A 16,200-nucleotide genomic window follows, 5' to 3' on the forward strand; every position below is an offset into this window, starting at 1 on the left:
TTCCTTTCCCCTCAAGGAGGTCGGCCCGATGCAATCCTCGGACTCACGAACCACCGCAGTACCACAATCCAACGGCCGCCTCTCGGAGGTGATGGACCGGATCGGCTGGACCCGCGCGCACTGGATCGTGGCCGGCCTGGTCCTGGCCGGGATGTTCTTCGACGCGCTCGAACAGGACACCACCGGCGCCATCACCGAAGGGCTGAAGGCCTCCTTCGGGATGGGCACCGCGGATCTCGCCTTCCTGAACACCGTGATGATCATCGGTGGACTGGTCGGCCGGCTCGCCACCGGCTACATGGCCGACCGCAAGGGCCGCCGGTATGCGCTCTCGTTCAACCTGTTGCTCTACACGCTCGGCGGCATCCTGAGCGCGATCGCGCCGAACCAGGCCTTCCTCGAGGTGTCCCGGTTCATCGTCGGGATCGGCCTCGGCGGTGAGTTCACGGTCGGGCTCGCGCTGGTCACCGAGATGGTCGCGACGAAGTACCGCGGGACCGTCGCAGCCTCGCTGAACATCGGCTCCGGCGGTGTCGGGAACTTCGTTGCCTTCGGCCTCTTCCTGATCGTGCTCGGCCCGCTGAACGACGTGCTCGGCGGGACCTCGGCGAGCTGGCGCTGGCTGTACGTGCTGCTCGCCGTACCAGCGCTGCTGATCGTCTTCATCCGCCGGTACATGCCCGAGTCGCCACGGTTCCTGCTCTCCAAGGGCAGGCTCGACGAGGCGAACGAGGCACTCACGGCGTTCGCGTCCGGCAAGCTGAGCCGCAAGGGTCGCGGTCCCGTCACGCCGTACCTGACCACGGCCGACATCCCCGACGTCGTCGGGCAGTCGGTTCCGCTGCGGACGCTGGTGTCGATCGGCTCGCTGCGCCGTACCGCCGCCATCGGGGTCGCGTCGTGGATGTCGTTCGGCGCGCAGATCACGCTGCTGGTGCTGATGCCGAGCATCCTCGTCGCCCAGGGCTACAGCATCAGCTCCAGCCTGGCGTTCACGATGGTGATGAACCTCGGCAGCCTGCTCGGTGCCTGCGTCGCGGCACTGGTCGCGCGGAACGTCGGCCGGCGTACGACGGTCGTCAGCGCCGCGGTCCTCGGCTGCGGGGCGGCGGTCGCGTTCGCCACCTTCGCCCACGGCACGACGCTGATCCTGCTGCTCGGCGGCACGTTCCAGTTCTTCGCTCTGTTGCTGAACACGACGCTGGCCGCCTGGTCGCCGGAGGTCTACCCGACCGAGGTCCGCGCGCTCGGGACGTCGATCGTGAACGGGATCGGCAACGTGTCCGGCGCCGTGATGCCGCTGATCGCGGTCCCGATCTTCGCCGCCTTCGGCATGAGCGGCGTGTTCCTGATGCTCGCGGTGATGTACGTCGTACTCGCGATCGCGGCCCGGTTCGCGCCGGAGACGTACCGCCTGTCGCTCGAGCAGATCAACCAGACTCAAGTGTGAGAGGGAGTAACTTGTGAGGAAGTACAGCACCCCGGTCGACTACAAGCGGATGGAGTCGCTGCTCGGCGGTTTCGAGCCGAGCTTCGACTTCGAACCGGCCGGCCAGATCACCGAAGCGGAGTACGCCGACCGGATCGAGCGGCTCCGCCGGGAGGCGACGGTGGCGGGCCTCGACGCGCTGCTCGTGCACGCCAGCCTGGTCGGCTGGTACCACACGTCGAACCCGTTCCTGCGGTACCTCTGCGACTGGATGCGGGAAGGGGTGCTGATCCTTCCGACGGATGCCGATCTCGACCCCGAGCTGCTGTCGTTCTGGACCGAGTCCGCGGTCGTACCGCCAGGCGGCGAGCCCGTGCTGGTCGGCGACATCTGGCAGATCTCGCCGTTCGGCCGGGAGAGCGTGAACCGTCCGGGATCCCCGCTGCAGAAGACGATCGACGGCTGCGTCGGCGTACTGCGGCGGCTCGGGCTCGCGGGCGGTTCGCTCGGCCTGATCGGTGACGACACCGCGGCGACGTTCTTCGCCGGGCTGCGGGAGGAGCTGCCGCGGACCGCGTTCACGAACGCCACCGACACGATCCTGCGGATGCAGCGGATCCGGTCGGCGGCGGAGATCGACATCATCCGGTCCGCGGGCGAGCTGATCGACATCGGCTGGGAGGCCCTGTGTCACGTCGTACGTCCCGGTGTCACGGACTACGAGGCGTACGCGGCGTTCTCGTACGCGCAGCTGGCGCGCGGCGGTGAGACGGGCGACGGGTACCAGATCGGCGCGAACCGGTACGGGACCCTGTGCGGGAAGCCGTACGGGCACGTCATCACCGACGGCGACCTGCTCAACCTGTACATCTCGAACGTCACCTACCTCGGGTACTGCGCGCAGGCCGCGCGGATGATGGTGATCGGTACGGCGACCCCGCAGCAGGACGAGGTCCTGGAGATGACGGTCGACGCCGTCCGGCGGGCCGAGGCGCTGATCAGGCCGGGCGTGAAGTTCAGCGAACTGCACGACGCCGCGTTCGAGGCGTACGTCGAGCGCGGGTACCTGAAGTCCAAGGAGACCCGGACGATGCCGTTCAACTGGGAGGCGATGCCGGACGGCTCGCCGCGGCAGGTGAAACGCCAGCACGTCGAGGACGCGGACTGGGAGGCGCAGGGCCGGCGGCTGATGCACGTCTGGCCGGCGGCGCCGGGCCCGCACAACCCGAACCTCGGGCACGCGATCGGGATGCCGAAACTCCCGCAGTACAACGTCACCTCGCACAACACCGACCGGATGGAGCCGGGGATGGTGTTCGTCCTGCACGCGCAGTGGGTCGACCCGCTGGTCGCCGGGTCGAACCTCGGCGACCTGTACGTCGTGACCGAGGACGGCTACGAGAACCTGACCTGCCGTACGTCGGTCGAGCCCTACCGAACGGAGACCTCCGCATGACCACGCTCAACCTCAGCTCGATGGCGCACGGGCTCAACTACCTCCCGGAGTACGTTGCGCGCGGCAACGGAATCTTCGCCGCGAACGGGATCGAGGTGCCGGACACGCAGCACGATCCGTGGGACGGCATCATGCACGCGCTCGCCGACGGAACCGCCGACGTCGCGCTCGGCGGGGTGTGGGTGCCCGCCATGTACTCGGGCCGGTCTCGGCTGCCCAGCAAGGACTTCGTCGCGATCGCGCAGCTCAACGACCGGTTCCCGATGTGCATCGTGACCCGGGAGCGGGTCGACAACTTCGAGCTGTCCTGGCTGCGCGACCGCACGATCCTGGTCCCCGGCCAGGGCGGCACGGCACCGGCCGAGTTCACCCGCGGGCTGATGCGCGAGGCCGGCCTGGACCCGTGGCAGACCCGGTTCGCGCACGACCTGTCGATGCCGATGCTGTACGACCTGTTCGTCGGCGGCCTCGGCGACGCGTTCCTCACCGACCTCGTCACCGCACTGGAGTTGCAGCGCGCCGGCCTCGGCCACCTCGCGTACCTGCACGCCGAACGCGGCGGCCGGATGCCGAACAGCGTGTACTACGTGCTCCGCGAACGCCTCGACGAGCTGACGCCCGCGCTGGTCCCGTTCGTGAAGTCGATCGACCAGGCGATGCAGCAACTCCGCGAAGGCACCGTCGCCGACCTCAACGGCCTCTTCGCCGCCGAGTGGCCGACGGCGGACCCGTCCACCCTCCTGGCCGCCACCGAACTTCTCATCAAGCACGGCGTCTGGAACACCGCCCGGGTCGACCGTGCCGCCCTCGAACGCTGGACCGGCATCCTGCACACCGCCGGCCTCACCGTCAGCCAGGTCAAGTACGACGACATCATCGACACCCGCGCCATGCTCGAATGAGCTCGAGTGACCGTCAGTCGGGGACGAAGAAATCCATGTCCTGCCAGAGGGTGTCCACGTGGGCGATCGCGGACCGGCTGCGCTGGGGCTCGATGGCGATCAGCGCCGCGGCCAGGCCGTAGGCGAGGCTGGTGGCCACGGTCATCGAGCGGAAGTTCGAGATGCCCTCGGCGGGGATGACCAGCACGTGGTCGGCGTGGTCGGCGGCGGGGGAGTGCCGGGTGTCGGTGACCGCGCAGGTGGTCGCGCCGACCTGCTTGGCGAACCGGAGGGCGGCGACGGTCTGCTTGTAGTGCTGCCAGAAGCTGAACGCGACCACGCAGTCGTCGTTGGTCAGCCGGGCGAGCGCGTTCGCCAGATGCGCGCCGCCACGGTCCTCCAGCGTGATGTCGTACCCGCGACTGGCCGCCATCATCGCGAGGCCCTGCGCGGGTAGCGCGTGCGTCCCGGTCGCCACCACCAGCGTCCGGGGCGCCGCGTGGATCGCCTCCACCACCGCGGCGCCGGCCGTGAAGTCGAACGAGTGCAGACAGGACTGCAGGTTCTCTGCGTCCCTGGCGAACGCGGTCGCCAGTACGCCGGCGTGCCCCGTCGTGGGTGCGCCGGCGTCGACGTCGTACCGGCGGACGACGTACACGGAACGGAACTCGGCCTGGAACTGCGGCCAGCCGGCGAACCCGAGCGACTGCGCGAACCGGACCACGGTCGCGCCGTTCACCTCCGCCCGCTCGGCCACCTCGGCGGCGGTCGCGTACGACGCGAAGCTGGGCTGGGTGGCCACCACGTGCCGGACCCGCTCGGCCTTCGGCCCCAGCCGTGCACCGTCGGACCGGGTGTCCAGCCACTCGCCCACCGTATGGACCTGGTCAGTCATCTTCCCATTGTGCCGGATGCACGAAATATTGCACCAGCTATTGCATGCATGAATTCATGCATCTACTGTCCTGGTCATTCCCTGCTGAAGGAGGCTCCGATGACCACGGACATCCCCGCGTCCGGCCGGACCTTGCTGGATCGCCTCGAACGCCTTCCGCTGTCCCGTCCGCACCTGATGCTGCTGCTGATCGGCGGCCTCGGGATCGCCTTCGACGGGATGGACGGCTCGCTGGTCTCGTACCTGCTGCCGGCCGTCAAACCGCTGTGGCAGCTCGCCCCGTGGCAGATCGGCCTGGTCGGGAGCTCGCTGCTGATCGGCATCCTGGTCGGCGCGCTCGGCGCCGGCATCATCGGTGACGCGATCGGCCGCCGCAAGGTGATGATGTACGCGCTCGCGCTGTACTGTGCCGCGACCCTGATCGCGGCGTTCGCGCCGTCCTGGGAGCTGTTCTTCGGCGCCCGGATCGTCGCGGGCATCGGCGTCGGTGCCGAGGCCGCGATCATCCCCGCGTTCATCGCGGAGTTCATCCCGGCGCGGTCCCGCGGACTGCTGGTCGGTGCGGTCGCCGGGTTCTTCTCCGCCGGGTACGTCGTCTCCGCGTTGCTCGGCCGGTTGTTCGTACCGGCGTTCGACAACGGCTGGCGGGTCGCGCAGGTGCTGACCGCGCTGCCGGTGCTGATGCTGCTGTGGTGGCGCCGCGGTCTGCCGGAGTCGCCGCGCTGGCTGATCCAGCAGGGCCGGTACGCCGAGGCGGGTGCGGTCGTGGGCGCGCTGGAGGACGCCGTCCGCGCGTCCGGCAAGGTCGTCCCGCCGGTGCCCGCGCAGGCGCCGCAGACCACGCTCTCGGTGCCACGGGCGACGAGGCCGGGCGCCGGGCTGATCCTGATGTGGCGCGACGGCCTGGCCCGGCGTACTGCTGTGCTGTGGTTGTTGTGGATCTCGATCACCTTCGCGTTCTACGGGTTCTTCACCTGGATCCCGTCGCTGCTCGTCGAACGTGACCTGACGATCTCGAAGAGCCTCAGCTACGCGTTGCTGATCACGATCGCGCAGATCCCCGGGTACTACTCCGGCGCGTACCTGAACGAGCGGCTGGACCGGAAGTGGACGATCGCGTTCTACCTGACGGCCGGTTCGGTGTCGGCGCTGCTGATGGCCAACGCCGGCAGCAACACGCAACTGCTGGTCTACGGCATCCTGCTCTCGTTCTTCATGAACGGAACGTACGCCGGTCTGTACGCGTACACGCCCGAGGTGTATCCGACCGCGATCCGCGCGACCGGGATGGGTACGGCGTCCGCGGTCGGCCGGCTCGGCGGGATCAGTGCCCCGATCCTGATCGGCGTGCTGTTCACGTCGATCGGGTTCCTCGGCGTGTTCTCGATGATCGCGGCCGCGCTGCTGTTCGGTGCGCTGGCGATCCTCACCCTCGGCCTGTCGACCCGCGGCCGGCGGCTGGAGGACCTCGACCCGGGGCGACCGGTCGCGCACCCTGAGGCGGCGGTGGCGTCCGAGGTGGTGAACTGATGGACACGGTCTTCGTCAACGCGACCGTCCTCGACGTCCGCAACGGCGCCTTGGCCGAGGACCAGGAAGTTGCCGTCCGCAACGGAAAGATCCGCACCGGCGGCCGCCGCGGAGGGCGGCTGATCGACCTGCACGGTCGGATCCTGATGCCCGGGCTGATCGACTCGCACGTCCATGTCACGCAGGGCAGCGAGAGCTTCGCCGAGCTGAAGTCGTGGCCGGCGTCGTACGCGGCGATCCGGTCCGCGAAGACCCTGAACGACATGCTGCACCGCGGTTTCACCACCGTCCGGGACCTCGGCGGCGCCGAGGCCGGGCTGGCGCGGGCGCTCCGCGAAGGGCTGATCGAGGGGCCACGGTTGCTGTTCGGCGGCCCGATCCTGGCGCCGACCGGCGGGCACGTGCTGACCCGGACCTGCGACGGCCCGGTCGAGCTGCGGCGCGCGATCCGCGAGCAGTTGGCGCAGGGCGCGCACCACATCAAGCTCACGCTGAGCGGCGGCGTCGTCTCCTCGATGGCGCTCGACGCGCTGGCGTACTCCGAGGAGGAGATCCGCGCCGCCGTCGAGGAGGCCGGCTTCGGCCACGGGTACGTCGCCGGGCACGCGTACTCCGCCGCGTCGGTCAACCGCGCGATCCGGTACGGCGTTCGTACCGTCGAGCACGGGAACCTGATCGACGAGGAGAGCGTCGAGCTGTTCCTGGAGCACGACGCGTTCCTGGTCCCGACGCTTGCGACGTTCGATGCGCTCCGGCGCAGCGGGGCCGAGCACCTGACGTCCGAGGGCAAGGGCAAGCTCGACAACATCCTCGAGCGCGGGTTGCAGGCTCTCGAACTGGCCGACCGTGCGGGTGTCGCGATCGGCTACGGCACCGACCTGCACGGAGCGTTGCACGCCCATCAGCTGGACGAATTCACGCTGCGCGCCGAAGTACAGAAGCCTGCCGACATCCTCCGCTCCGCCACCGTCGTCGGCGCCGAGATCACCGGCCTGACCGGCGAGGTCGGCGAGATCCGGGACGGCGCCTGGGCCGACCTGCTCGTCGTCGACGGCAACCCACTCGAGGACATCGCCGTACTGACCGAACCGGAACGCCGGCTGCGCCTGATCATGCGGGGCGGCCGGATCGTCAAGAACACCCTGGACAAGGAGATTCCCTGATGTGCCGTGACCAGGACGAGATCGAGCCGCTGCCGAGCTCGGTCAGCCGCCGGGGTGTGCGGTACGTCGGACTTCTAACAGGACGTCGGCCTGCGGGCGCTCGGTCCGTGGGCGCCGGGCGTCGTTCCGCGGATGCGGGCGACCGGGACGTTCGTCACGCCGGACCTCGGTACGACGATCATCGGCGACCCGGCGCTGGCCCCGCTGGCCGGCGGGGTGCGGACGCCACAGGAGCTGCGCTACCTGACGTCGGTCGACCTCGATCGGGGCGTCGACTGGATCAAGACCCGGGTGAACCCGCGCGCCGGGATCCCGGACCAGGATCCGCTGGTCCAGGTGTACGACTACGAACAGGTGCGGGCGATCGTCACCGAGGCGGGCAAGCGCGGCGTCGGGGTGATGTGCCACAGCTACAGCGAGAAGGCGATCGACGATGCGGTCCGGGCCGGGATCCGGTCGCTCGCCTGCTGCACGAGGCAGGGCTCCCCGCCCTCGACGCGATCCGCGCCGCCACCACGGGGCAGTCCGCCTCCTCGGCCTCGAGCACACCGTCGGTAGGTTGCACCGCGGCTACGCGGCCGACCTGATCCTGGTCGACGGCAGCCCGCTCGACAACCCCGCCGTACTCGAAAAGCCCCACTTGGTGATCTCGAACGGCACCGTCGTCAGCGGGTGATGCGGTCTACTCGGTGGCCGGTGTGGTCGAAGAGGTGGATGTGGGTGGTGTCGAGGGCCAGGTGGACGCGGGAGCCGCGTTGGAGCGGGGTGTCGACCGGGAGTTCGACGACCAGGTCGGCGCGGCGGTGGGTCGGGCCGTGGGCCTCGCGTGCGGGAGCGGGCGGGGCGCCCAGGCCGATGCGGGTGCGGAGCCGGGTGAGGAGCGAGGGACCCGGGTCGGCCGCCGGGATCGCGTGGGCCGGTGTGGGGCGGCCGATGCGGTCGGGGTCGGCGACCTCGATGCCGCACTGGACGAACGCGATCGACTGCTGGCCGTGGAACTCGAAGGCGCGAATCGTGCCGGTCAGCTGGTTCGGCGCGTCCTCGGTCGTGATCAGGCTGAACGCGTTCGAGCGGGCGCCGACGATCACCGGGGCGCCGTGGTGGTGCCGCAGGATCAGCGAGCGGCGGTCGGTCGGGTCGAGGCCGATCGACTGACCGCCGAACTCGAGCCGGACCCGGTGGTGGGCGGTCACGTTCACGGTCGCGGACAGCAGGTTGATCCGCGGCGTCCCGAGGAAGCCGGCCACGAACGCGGTGGCCGGGTCGTTGTAGACCTGCGTCGGCGTACCGACGTCCTCGATCCGCCCGTCGCGCATCACCGCGATCCGGTCCGCGAGCGTCAGCGCCTCGACCTGGTCGTGGGTGACGTACAGCGTGGTGACCTTCAGGTCGCGGGTCATCGCGCCGATCTCCTGCCGGAGCTCGGTCCGCATCGTGGCGTCGAGGTTCGACAGCGGCTCGTCGAGCAGGAACACCTCCGGCCGCCGGACCAGCGCCCGCCCGATCGCCACCCGCTGCCGCTGGCCGCCGGACAGCGTGCGCGGCATCCGGTCGAGCACCGACTCGATGCTGAGGATCTGCGCCAGCCCGGCCGCAGTCGTGCCCGCCTCGGCGTCGCCGTGCCCGGCGATCTGCAGCGGGAACATGATGTTCTCCTGGACCGTCCGGTTCGGGTACAGCGCGCCGGTCTGGAACACCATCGCCACGCCCCGGTCCCGCGGTGCCAGCTGGGTACCGTTGGTCCGCCCGAACCAGACCTCGCCCTCGGTCACCCGCTCGAGCCCCGCGATCATCCGCAGCAGCGTGGTCTTCCCGCACCCGGACGGCCCGAGCAGCACCATGAACTCGCCGTCACCGATCTCCAGCGACAACTCGTCCACGGCCACGTGTTCGCCCTCGAACACCTTGGACACCGCGTCGAGCCGGATCGCCGTCATGTACGCCTTATACGGGACACACCGGGCCACCGGCAAGCACCACTGCATGTAGATGCAGGTTTTTGCTGAGCACTTGACTGTTGCCTGAAGCAATTAAAAGCCTACTGGCTGACGATTGAGCCGTTCACGATCACCCTGGTGAGGGTGCCCAGCGGGCTGGCAGGGGTTGGCGTGAACTGGAGGAGGTCGGCCCGGGCGCCCGGTTCGAGGCGGCCTCGGTCGTGGAGGCCCAGGAGGTTGGCGGGGTTGGTGGTTGCCATCGTCACGGCGACTTCCAGGGGGAGGTGGTTCGTGGCCCAGCGGAGGCAGTCGAGGAGGGACGCGCCGCTGCCTGCCAGGTACGGCGTGCCGGTCAGGCGGAGGCCGCCGTCGGGGGTGACCGTGACGGCGCCGCCGACCGCGGTCCGGTAGTCGCCGGGCGCGCATCCCGCGAGCGCGGCGGCGTCGCTCGTCAGGACGCAGCGGCCGGCACCTTTCGCACGGACCAGGGCGGTGAACGTGTCGGCCGGGAGATGGTGGCCGTCGGCAATCAATCCGGCGGTCAGCGCGTCGTCGGTGAGCTGGGCCCAGATCGGGTTCTGGTGGCGGTCGATCTGCGCCGGCAGCCCGTTGCCCAGGTGCGTCGACAACCGCCCGCCGGCCGCCGCGAACGCGTGCACCTCCGCGGAGCTCGCCAGCGAATGACCGACCGACGGCAGTACGCCGTTCGCCGCGAGGTGCCGGGTGAACTCGATCGCGCCGGTGCGTTCCGGTGCGATCGTCATGATCGCGATCGCCCCGTCGGCCGCCGCCTGCCAGCGATCGAACTCGGCCGCGTCCGGGTCCCGGATCACGGCCGGGTCGTGCGCCCCGCGGGCACCCTCAACGGACGAGATGTACGGACCCTCCAGATGCAGACCGGGTACGCCGTACCGCACGACCGGATCGTCCGCGCGTGCAGCCGCGGCCGTCTTCACGAGGGTGGTCGTGGTCGCGTCGTCGGCGGAGATGATCGTCGGGCAGACCGTGGTCACACCCTGCGTCCAGAGCCTGCGGACCAGCTCGGGCAGCTCGCTGGCCGCCGGGTCGTTCACGTCCAGGCCGCCGTACCCGTTGAGCTGGATGTCGACCAGGCCGGGGATCAGCAGCAGGTCCGGCGCCGACGGGTGGTCGGTGACCTCCTCGATGCCGGCGGGGGAGTACCGCACTCGCACGCCGCGGCCCGTCGCCGTACGGCCTTCCAGGACCTCACTCGTCACAGCGCGCCTCCACAGGCTCGGGGTTCCGGACCAGGTAACTACATCTTGGGACTGACGGCAGAATCTGCTAGTTTGCTGCAAACGTTTGTAGCTTACCTGACCGTCCCGAGGAGCGCATAGTGCCTGTCACCCAGATCGAGGATCTCCGCCTCGAAGTCTTCGCCGCCACCGCGGACATGGCCGCCGCGGCCGCCGCCGGCACCGCCGGGGTGCTGACCCGTGCGGTCGCCGAGCGCGGCACCGCCCGGGTCGTGATCGCCACCGGCAACTCGCAGCTCGCGTTCGTCACCGCCCTGACCGGGTACGACGTCCCGTGGCCGAAGGTCACCGTCTTCCACATGGACGAGTACGTCGGCATCGACGCGAACCACCCGGCGTCGTTCCGGCGCTGGATCCGGGAGCGGATCGCGGAACCGTTCGGCCCGGCGCGGGTCGAGTACATCGACGGCGAGGCGACCGACGTCGAGGCCGAGTGCGCGCGGTACGAGGCGCTGCTGCGGGCGGCGCCGATCGACCTGACCTGTATGGGGATCGGCGAGAACGGGCACCTCGCGTTCAACGAGCCCGGGCAGGCGGACTTCGACGATCCGCGGTGGGTCAAGCGAATCACACTGACGGCCGAGTCGCTGCAGCAGCAGGTCGGCGAGGGGCACTTCCCGGACGTCGCCGCGGTACCGCCGACGGCGATCTCGCTGACGGTGCCCGCCCTGCTGAGCGCCCGCGAAGTACAGGTAGTCGCCCCCGAGCAACGCAAAGCCGCCGCAGTCCGGAACACACTGACCCTGCCGATCGACACCACCTGCCCGTCAACCATCCTCCGCCGCACCCCCCACGCCAAGCTCTACCTCGACGCCGCCTCCGCCACCGCCTCCCTCGACCTACTCCCGGCAACCGCCTGACCCATCCGCGCAAACCCTCCAGCTCAGGGGTCATCCCCCGAACTGGAGGGTTGCCCCGTGAAATTCCGGGTGGGCAAGCCTCCAACTGATGGGGCAACCCCCGCATCCCCCCGCGAACCCTCCACCTGAGGGGTTGCCCACTGAAGTGGATGGTTGCCTGTTCGGAATTTCACGGGGCAACCCTCCGGGTGAGGGGGCAACCCATGTCAGGCCAGGAGGTGGGGGAGGTTGACGGGGCGGTGGGTGGTGGAGGACTGGATGAGGGCGTCGCCCATTGCTACGGCGTACGCCGCCTCCGTGCTGGTGGCCATCAGGCCTAGTGCGACGGATTCGGGGCTCGGGCCGGCGAAGAGGTCGTGGCGCATCAGCGGGTCCGCGCCGCCGTGGCCGCCCGCCTCGGCGGTGACCTCGACGACGCGGGTCGGGCCGAAGAGTTCGGCGACGGTGATCCGGTCCGAGCCGGGGAGCGCGGCGCCGTCCACCGTGCGTCCGTGCAGCAGGTCGATCGATCCGTGCGTACCGGCGATGCTCAGCCGGAAGCCTTCCCAGGTGCTGGAGAAGTCGATCGAGTACGACAGGATCGCCCCGCCGGGGTAGCGCGCGACGGCGCTGTACGTGTCCTCGATGTCGATCTCGGCGTCGTAGATGTACAGCGGTCTGTCGGCCGGATACTGGTCCGGGTAGTGCAGGCCGAACAGGTCGGCGCGGGGCGCGGAGTCCTCGTCGGGGAAGACGCCGGAGCCCTGCTGTGCAAGGAAGTACGGGTCCTCGGCCCGCTGCGCCCGGTGCGGGCTCGACGGGCCGTAGTAGTTCAGCGCGCCGTACCCGAAGAGCTCCTCGGGCGTCTCGCCGATCCACCAGTTGAGCAGGTCGAAGTGGTGCGACGACTTGTGCACCTGCAGCCCGCCGGACAGTGCGCGGCGGCGGTTCCACCGCAGGAAATAGCTCGCGCCGTGCCGCAGGTCGACGTGGTAGTCCATCACCACGCGCGCGACCCGGCCGATGGTTCCGGCCTGGATCAGCCGCTTCACCTCGCGGTGCGCGGCGGCGTACCGGAGGTTGTGGGTGACCTGCACGCTGCCGCCGGATGCGCGCTCGGCGGCGAGGACCTCCCGGGCGGCCGCGGCGGTGGTGACCATCGGCTTCTCCGTGATCACGTCGATGTCGTGCCGGAGCGCGCCGTGGATGTACTGCTCGTGCGTGTGGTCCGGCGACGTGACGATGACTGCGTCCGGTACGACGGTCTTGAGCATTTCCTCGTACTCCGCGAAGAACGGGATCGGTGCTCGGCCGAGCGCCTCGAGGGAGCGGTTGAACTCGGTGACCCGGTCCGCGTCGGTGTCGACGATCGCCACCACCTCGGCGTACCCGGACAGGTCGTCCTCGTCGCTGCCGTAGCCGAATCCGCCCTCGGCGGTGCGGTCGGTCCGATCGGTGAGGCCGAGGATCGGCAGGACGAAGCTGGCGAGGCCGCGGGCGGACAGACCGCACACGGCGTACCGGCGGATGGCGGGCATCGGGGCTCCTTCAGTCGAGCAGCCGGCAGCAGGCGCTGTCGGCGGCGAACAGGCCAAGACTCTCGAACAAGGTCCGTGCGATCACCCGGTGGCCGCGGCCGCTCGGGTGCGTCGGGTCGGCCATCCACTCGGCCGGCGCCCAGCCGTCGCCGGCCGCGGTCCAGCGCGCGAAATGGTCGACCAGTGGTACGTCGTGCTGTTCGGCGACGGCGCGGATGGCGTCGGCGTACGCCGGGAGGTGGTCGCCGAGGTTGTACCGGCAGGTGCGCAGTACGGCGGTGGGCGTCTGCGCGACGACGAGTGCGCCGGTGTCCAGGATCGTGGTCAGCAAGGTGCCGTAGCGCTCGGCGAACCGCGTGACGCCGTCGGCGCCGGCCTTCGCGTCGTTGGTGCCGACCCCGATCACGACCAGGTCGGGCGCGAGGTCGAGCGCGGCCGGGAGGCGGCCGAGAGTGTCCTCGGTGTTCGCGCCGGAGACGGCCCAGCGGACGAACGAGTCGCCGTACCTGGTGAGCTCGTACCGGACGCGTTCCTCGAGCAGCTGGACGTAGTCGCGCTCGGCGCCGGTCCAGTGCGCGCCCTGGGCGATGCTGTCGCCGATCGTGGACCAGCGGATCGGCTCGTTCGACTGCAGTGCTGCCTGGATTCCGGTGCTGTTCAGCATGGCGACTACGATAGCAAGATTCTCTGCTATTGCGACAAACGTTTGCAGTCCGTATCGTCCAGCGCACCCCGCTCCGTCGCAGAGGAGTCCGCCCATGAACGAAGTACCCGGAATCACCCGCCGCAGTCTGCTGGGCGGCGCGGCAGCGACCGCCTTTCTCGCCGCAGGTACGACGCCCCCGGCAAACGCCGCGGTGTCCGCTCTCACCCTCCCGAACCCACCCGCCGACGGGATCGGCCGCGGGCAGGTCTTCGACAACTCGATCCCGGACCGCTCGGTGTACGCCGGGCTCGTCCAGTTCGTCTGGGGCGCCTCCAGCCTGGCGCAACCGGCCGGTGCGGTGCCGTCGGCGTACATGCCGGCGTTCCGCGACTTCGACAAGACGCACACGCTCGCGTGGTACCAGGCCAACCACCCGGACTGGGTGGTGTACCTGGCCGATCGGACCACGCCGGCGTGGGAGTTCGGCAACACGACGTACGTGCCGATCGACTTCCAGAACCCGGACGTGCGCACGTACTACTGGAACGCGTTCATCCAGCCGAAGATCGACGCCGGCTACCCGATCATTGCCCTCGACAACGTCGGCACCTTCAACGGGTTCCTGAGCGTCGGGCACTGGCGGGGGAGTACCTGGATCCAGCAGTACTCCGGGGACCGGGTCGACACCGCCTGGTCCGGCGCCGTACTGGACTGGCTGTCGTACCTGTCCGGCCGGCTGCACGGGCTCGGGATCGGGCTGGCCGCCAACATCACCTGGAACGGGTCGGTCGTCCTGTCCGACATGCTCGAGGCGGTCGGGCTGGTCGACGTGTACGTCGACGAGCAGGGCTTCACCGTGCACCGGCCGGGGAACTACAACGACGCCGCCTGGCTGAGCAAGTACAACTTCACCCGGCAGATCGCGGCGCAGACGCTGCACTTCGCGATCAACGAGACCACCGAGGCGACGCTCGCCACCGCCACCCAGGAGCAGCTGGACTGGGCGGTCGCGAACTATCTGCTGTACCGCGAGCGGAAGAGCATGATGACGCTCTGCGGGCTCGGTGAGTACCACGTCTGGGTGGACTGCCCGCAGCTGCACACGAACATCGGGCGGCCGTCGGGGTCGCCTGCCGCGGATGCGTCGGGCGCCTACACCCGCTCGTACCAGGGTGGTCTGACGTTGGTGAATCCGTCGTCGACGGCCACCGCTGTCGTCACGCTTCCGGCCGGGACCTTCACCGACCTGCACGGTCACACGGTTTCCGGTCAGCTGTCGATGCCGCCCAACTCGGGCAGCGTATTAGCTCAGTGAAAGGACTGTCCATGCGAATCCGCCGAATGTCCTCGGCCGCGGTGATCGTCGCCGTCGGCCTGGGAATGCTCACGACGACGGCGCGGGCGGACGAGCCCGCGGGTGGTGGATCGGCTTCGGCCGGTGGGACCTGCGCGCGTCCGGCGTCCGGCCTACCGCTTCCGGTGACGCGGGATCACGGCGTACTGCAGGCGCAGGTGTTCGACCGGCAGGTGCCGGATCCGTCGGTGTACGCGGGGCGGGTCGGGTTCGTCTGGGGTGCGCTGAAGGCGGCGCAGCCCGCTGGGGTGCTGGCCAGCTCGTACGTCACCGCGTTCCGGAACGCGCCGGCGCGGCAGTACACGCCGGAGTGGTTCAAGACGAACCACCCGGACTGGATCGAGTACACCGCCGACCGGACCACGCCGGCGTGGGAGTTCAACAACCAGGTGTACACGCCGATCGACATCAGCAACCCCGAGGTGCGGCAGTGGTTCACCACGAACCTGATCGACCCCGCGCTCGCCGCCGGGTTCACGACGATTGCCGTTGACAACATCGGCGTACGGAACGATTTCCACGTTAGCGGGCACTACGACAAGGACGGGAACTGGGTGCAGCAGTTCGGCACCGACCCGAAGGATCCGGCGTGGGTCGCGGACGTGCTCGACTGGCTGCGGTACCTGCGCGACTACGCGCACGCGCACGGCGCGTCAGTGGCGTTCAACCTGACGTTCAACGGCTCGCTGCACGACGAGTTCCAGGACAAGTCGCCGGAGTACCTGGCGGCGTTGGACCAGATGATCGACATCTCTGACATCTGGCTGAACGAACAGGGCTTCACCGTGCACCGCACCGAGAACGTCGTCGACGACGAGTGGCAACTGATGTTCGACCTCCTCCGCCGCCACCGCTGCAAGCCGTCGGTCATCCTGAACAAGCTCCCCACCGACTACTGGAACCAGGCAACCCCCGAACAACGCCAGTGGGTGGTCGCCAACTACCTCCTGTACCGCGAGTCTCCCGCCATGCTGGAGAGCACCGGCCGCAAGGACTACGCCACCTTCAACGAAATCCCCGAAATGTCGGCAGACCTGGGCACGGCCATCACCCCACCGGTACGCCGAGGCCCCGTCCTCTGGACCCGCCTGTACCGCGAAGGCATCACAGTCGTCAACCCAACCTCATCCCAAACCGCCCAGCTGACCCTCCCGTCCGGCACGTACACCGACCTCCACGGCGCCCAGTACTCCGGCAAGATCAACATCCCCGCCAACACCGGCCTGGTCCTCAAACGCTCCTAGAAAGCAGCGGC

At 69.5% G+C, this 16,200-nt stretch carries 15 protein-coding genes; 10 read left to right on the forward strand and 5 right to left on the reverse strand.

Annotated elements, in window-relative coordinates:
* Window positions 1-28 precede the first annotated feature (28 nt).
* Genes JOF29_RS15470 through JOF29_RS15480 form a run of 3 tightly spaced genes read left to right on the forward strand, consistent with a single transcriptional unit; the run spans window position 29 to window position 3,787 of the window.
* Entirely contained in the window at window positions 29-1,450 is a 1,422-nt protein-coding gene (locus JOF29_RS15470; RefSeq protein WP_209694891.1) for an MFS transporter, read from the forward strand.
* A gap of 13 nt (window positions 1,451-1,463) precedes the next feature.
* A complete protein-coding gene (locus JOF29_RS45310; protein WP_209694892.1) occupies window positions 1,464-2,885 on the forward strand; it encodes a M24 family metallopeptidase in 1,422 nt (473 codons plus the stop codon).
* Entirely contained in the window at window positions 2,882-3,787 is a 906-nt protein-coding gene (locus JOF29_RS15480; RefSeq protein WP_209694893.1) for an ABC transporter substrate-binding protein, read from the forward strand. The genes JOF29_RS45310 and JOF29_RS15480 overlap by 4 nt, the downstream gene beginning before the upstream one ends.
* Window positions 3,788-3,800: 13 nt before the next feature.
* On the opposite strand, the gene JOF29_RS15485 is transcribed toward JOF29_RS15480, so the two are convergent.
* On the reverse strand, window positions 3,801-4,661 hold the full coding sequence (locus JOF29_RS15485) for a MurR/RpiR family transcriptional regulator (protein WP_209694894.1): 861 nt from the start codon (window positions 4,659-4,661) through the stop codon (window positions 3,801-3,803).
* Window positions 4,662-4,760: 99 nt separating this feature from the next.
* On the opposite strand from JOF29_RS15485, the gene JOF29_RS15490 reads away from it, so the two are divergent.
* From JOF29_RS15490 to JOF29_RS15505, 4 genes are all read left to right on the forward strand, one after another.
* The gene (locus tag JOF29_RS15490) at window positions 4,761-6,191 is read left to right on the forward strand and encodes an MFS transporter (protein ID WP_209694895.1); all 1,431 of its coding nucleotides are present in this window, start codon (window positions 4,761-4,763) and stop codon (window positions 6,189-6,191) included.
* On the forward strand, window positions 6,191-7,354 hold the full coding sequence (locus JOF29_RS15495) for a metal-dependent hydrolase family protein (RefSeq protein ID WP_209694896.1): 1,164 nt from the start codon (window positions 6,191-6,193) through the stop codon (window positions 7,352-7,354). Before JOF29_RS15490 ends, JOF29_RS15495 begins: the two co-directional genes overlap by 1 nt.
* A gap of 132 nt (window positions 7,355-7,486) precedes the next feature.
* Entirely contained in the window at window positions 7,487-7,912 is a 426-nt protein-coding gene (locus JOF29_RS15500) for an amidohydrolase family protein (RefSeq protein ID WP_209694897.1), read from the forward strand.
* Between the two features lies 1 nt (window position 7,913).
* Entirely contained in the window at window positions 7,914-8,030 is a 117-nt protein-coding gene (locus JOF29_RS15505; protein ID WP_209694898.1) for a hypothetical protein, read from the forward strand.
* Here the strand turns inward: JOF29_RS15505 and JOF29_RS15510 are convergent.
* Both JOF29_RS15510 and JOF29_RS15515 read right to left on the reverse strand, forming a co-directional pair.
* Entirely contained in the window at window positions 8,020-9,291 is a 1,272-nt protein-coding gene (locus JOF29_RS15510; protein WP_209694899.1) for an ABC transporter ATP-binding protein, read from the reverse strand. The two genes, JOF29_RS15505 and JOF29_RS15510, sit on opposite strands and share 11 nt — an antisense overlap.
* 101 nt (window positions 9,292-9,392) lie before the next feature.
* The gene (locus tag JOF29_RS15515; RefSeq protein ID WP_209694900.1) at window positions 9,393-10,529 is read right to left on the reverse strand and encodes an N-acetylglucosamine-6-phosphate deacetylase; all 1,137 of its coding nucleotides are present in this window, start codon (window positions 10,527-10,529) and stop codon (window positions 9,393-9,395) included.
* A gap of 119 nt (window positions 10,530-10,648) precedes the next feature.
* On the opposite strand from JOF29_RS15515, the gene JOF29_RS15520 reads away from it, so the two are divergent.
* Window positions 10,649-11,428 (forward strand): glucosamine-6-phosphate deaminase, encoded by a 780-nt coding sequence (locus JOF29_RS15520; RefSeq protein WP_209694901.1) that lies wholly within the window; start codon window positions 10,649-10,651, stop codon window positions 11,426-11,428.
* 206 nt (window positions 11,429-11,634) lie between these two features.
* Here JOF29_RS15520 and JOF29_RS15525 read toward each other — a convergent pair whose 3' ends face one another.
* Window positions 11,635-12,945: a Gfo/Idh/MocA family protein gene (locus tag JOF29_RS15525; RefSeq protein ID WP_209694902.1), complete on the reverse strand. Its 1,311-nt coding sequence runs from the start codon at window positions 12,943-12,945 to the stop codon at window positions 11,635-11,637.
* Window positions 12,946-12,955: 10 nt separating this feature from the next.
* A complete protein-coding gene (locus JOF29_RS15530) occupies window positions 12,956-13,609 on the reverse strand; it encodes an SGNH/GDSL hydrolase family protein (protein ID WP_209694903.1) in 654 nt (217 codons plus the stop codon).
* 94 nt (window positions 13,610-13,703) lie between these two features.
* Between JOF29_RS15530 and JOF29_RS15535 the strand changes: the two genes are divergently transcribed.
* Window positions 13,704-14,906, forward strand: coding sequence for a hypothetical protein (locus JOF29_RS15535; protein WP_209694904.1), 1,203 nt, complete (start codon window positions 13,704-13,706; stop codon window positions 14,904-14,906).
* 11 nt (window positions 14,907-14,917) lie between these two features.
* Window positions 14,918-16,189, forward strand: coding sequence for a putative glycoside hydrolase (locus JOF29_RS15540; RefSeq protein ID WP_209694905.1), 1,272 nt, complete (start codon window positions 14,918-14,920; stop codon window positions 16,187-16,189).
* Window positions 16,190-16,200: the final 11 nt, after the last annotated feature.

Origin of the sequence: Kribbella aluminosa, from assembly GCF_017876295.1 — a bacterium.
GTDB lineage: Bacteria > Actinomycetota > Actinomycetes > Propionibacteriales > Kribbellaceae > Kribbella > Kribbella aluminosa.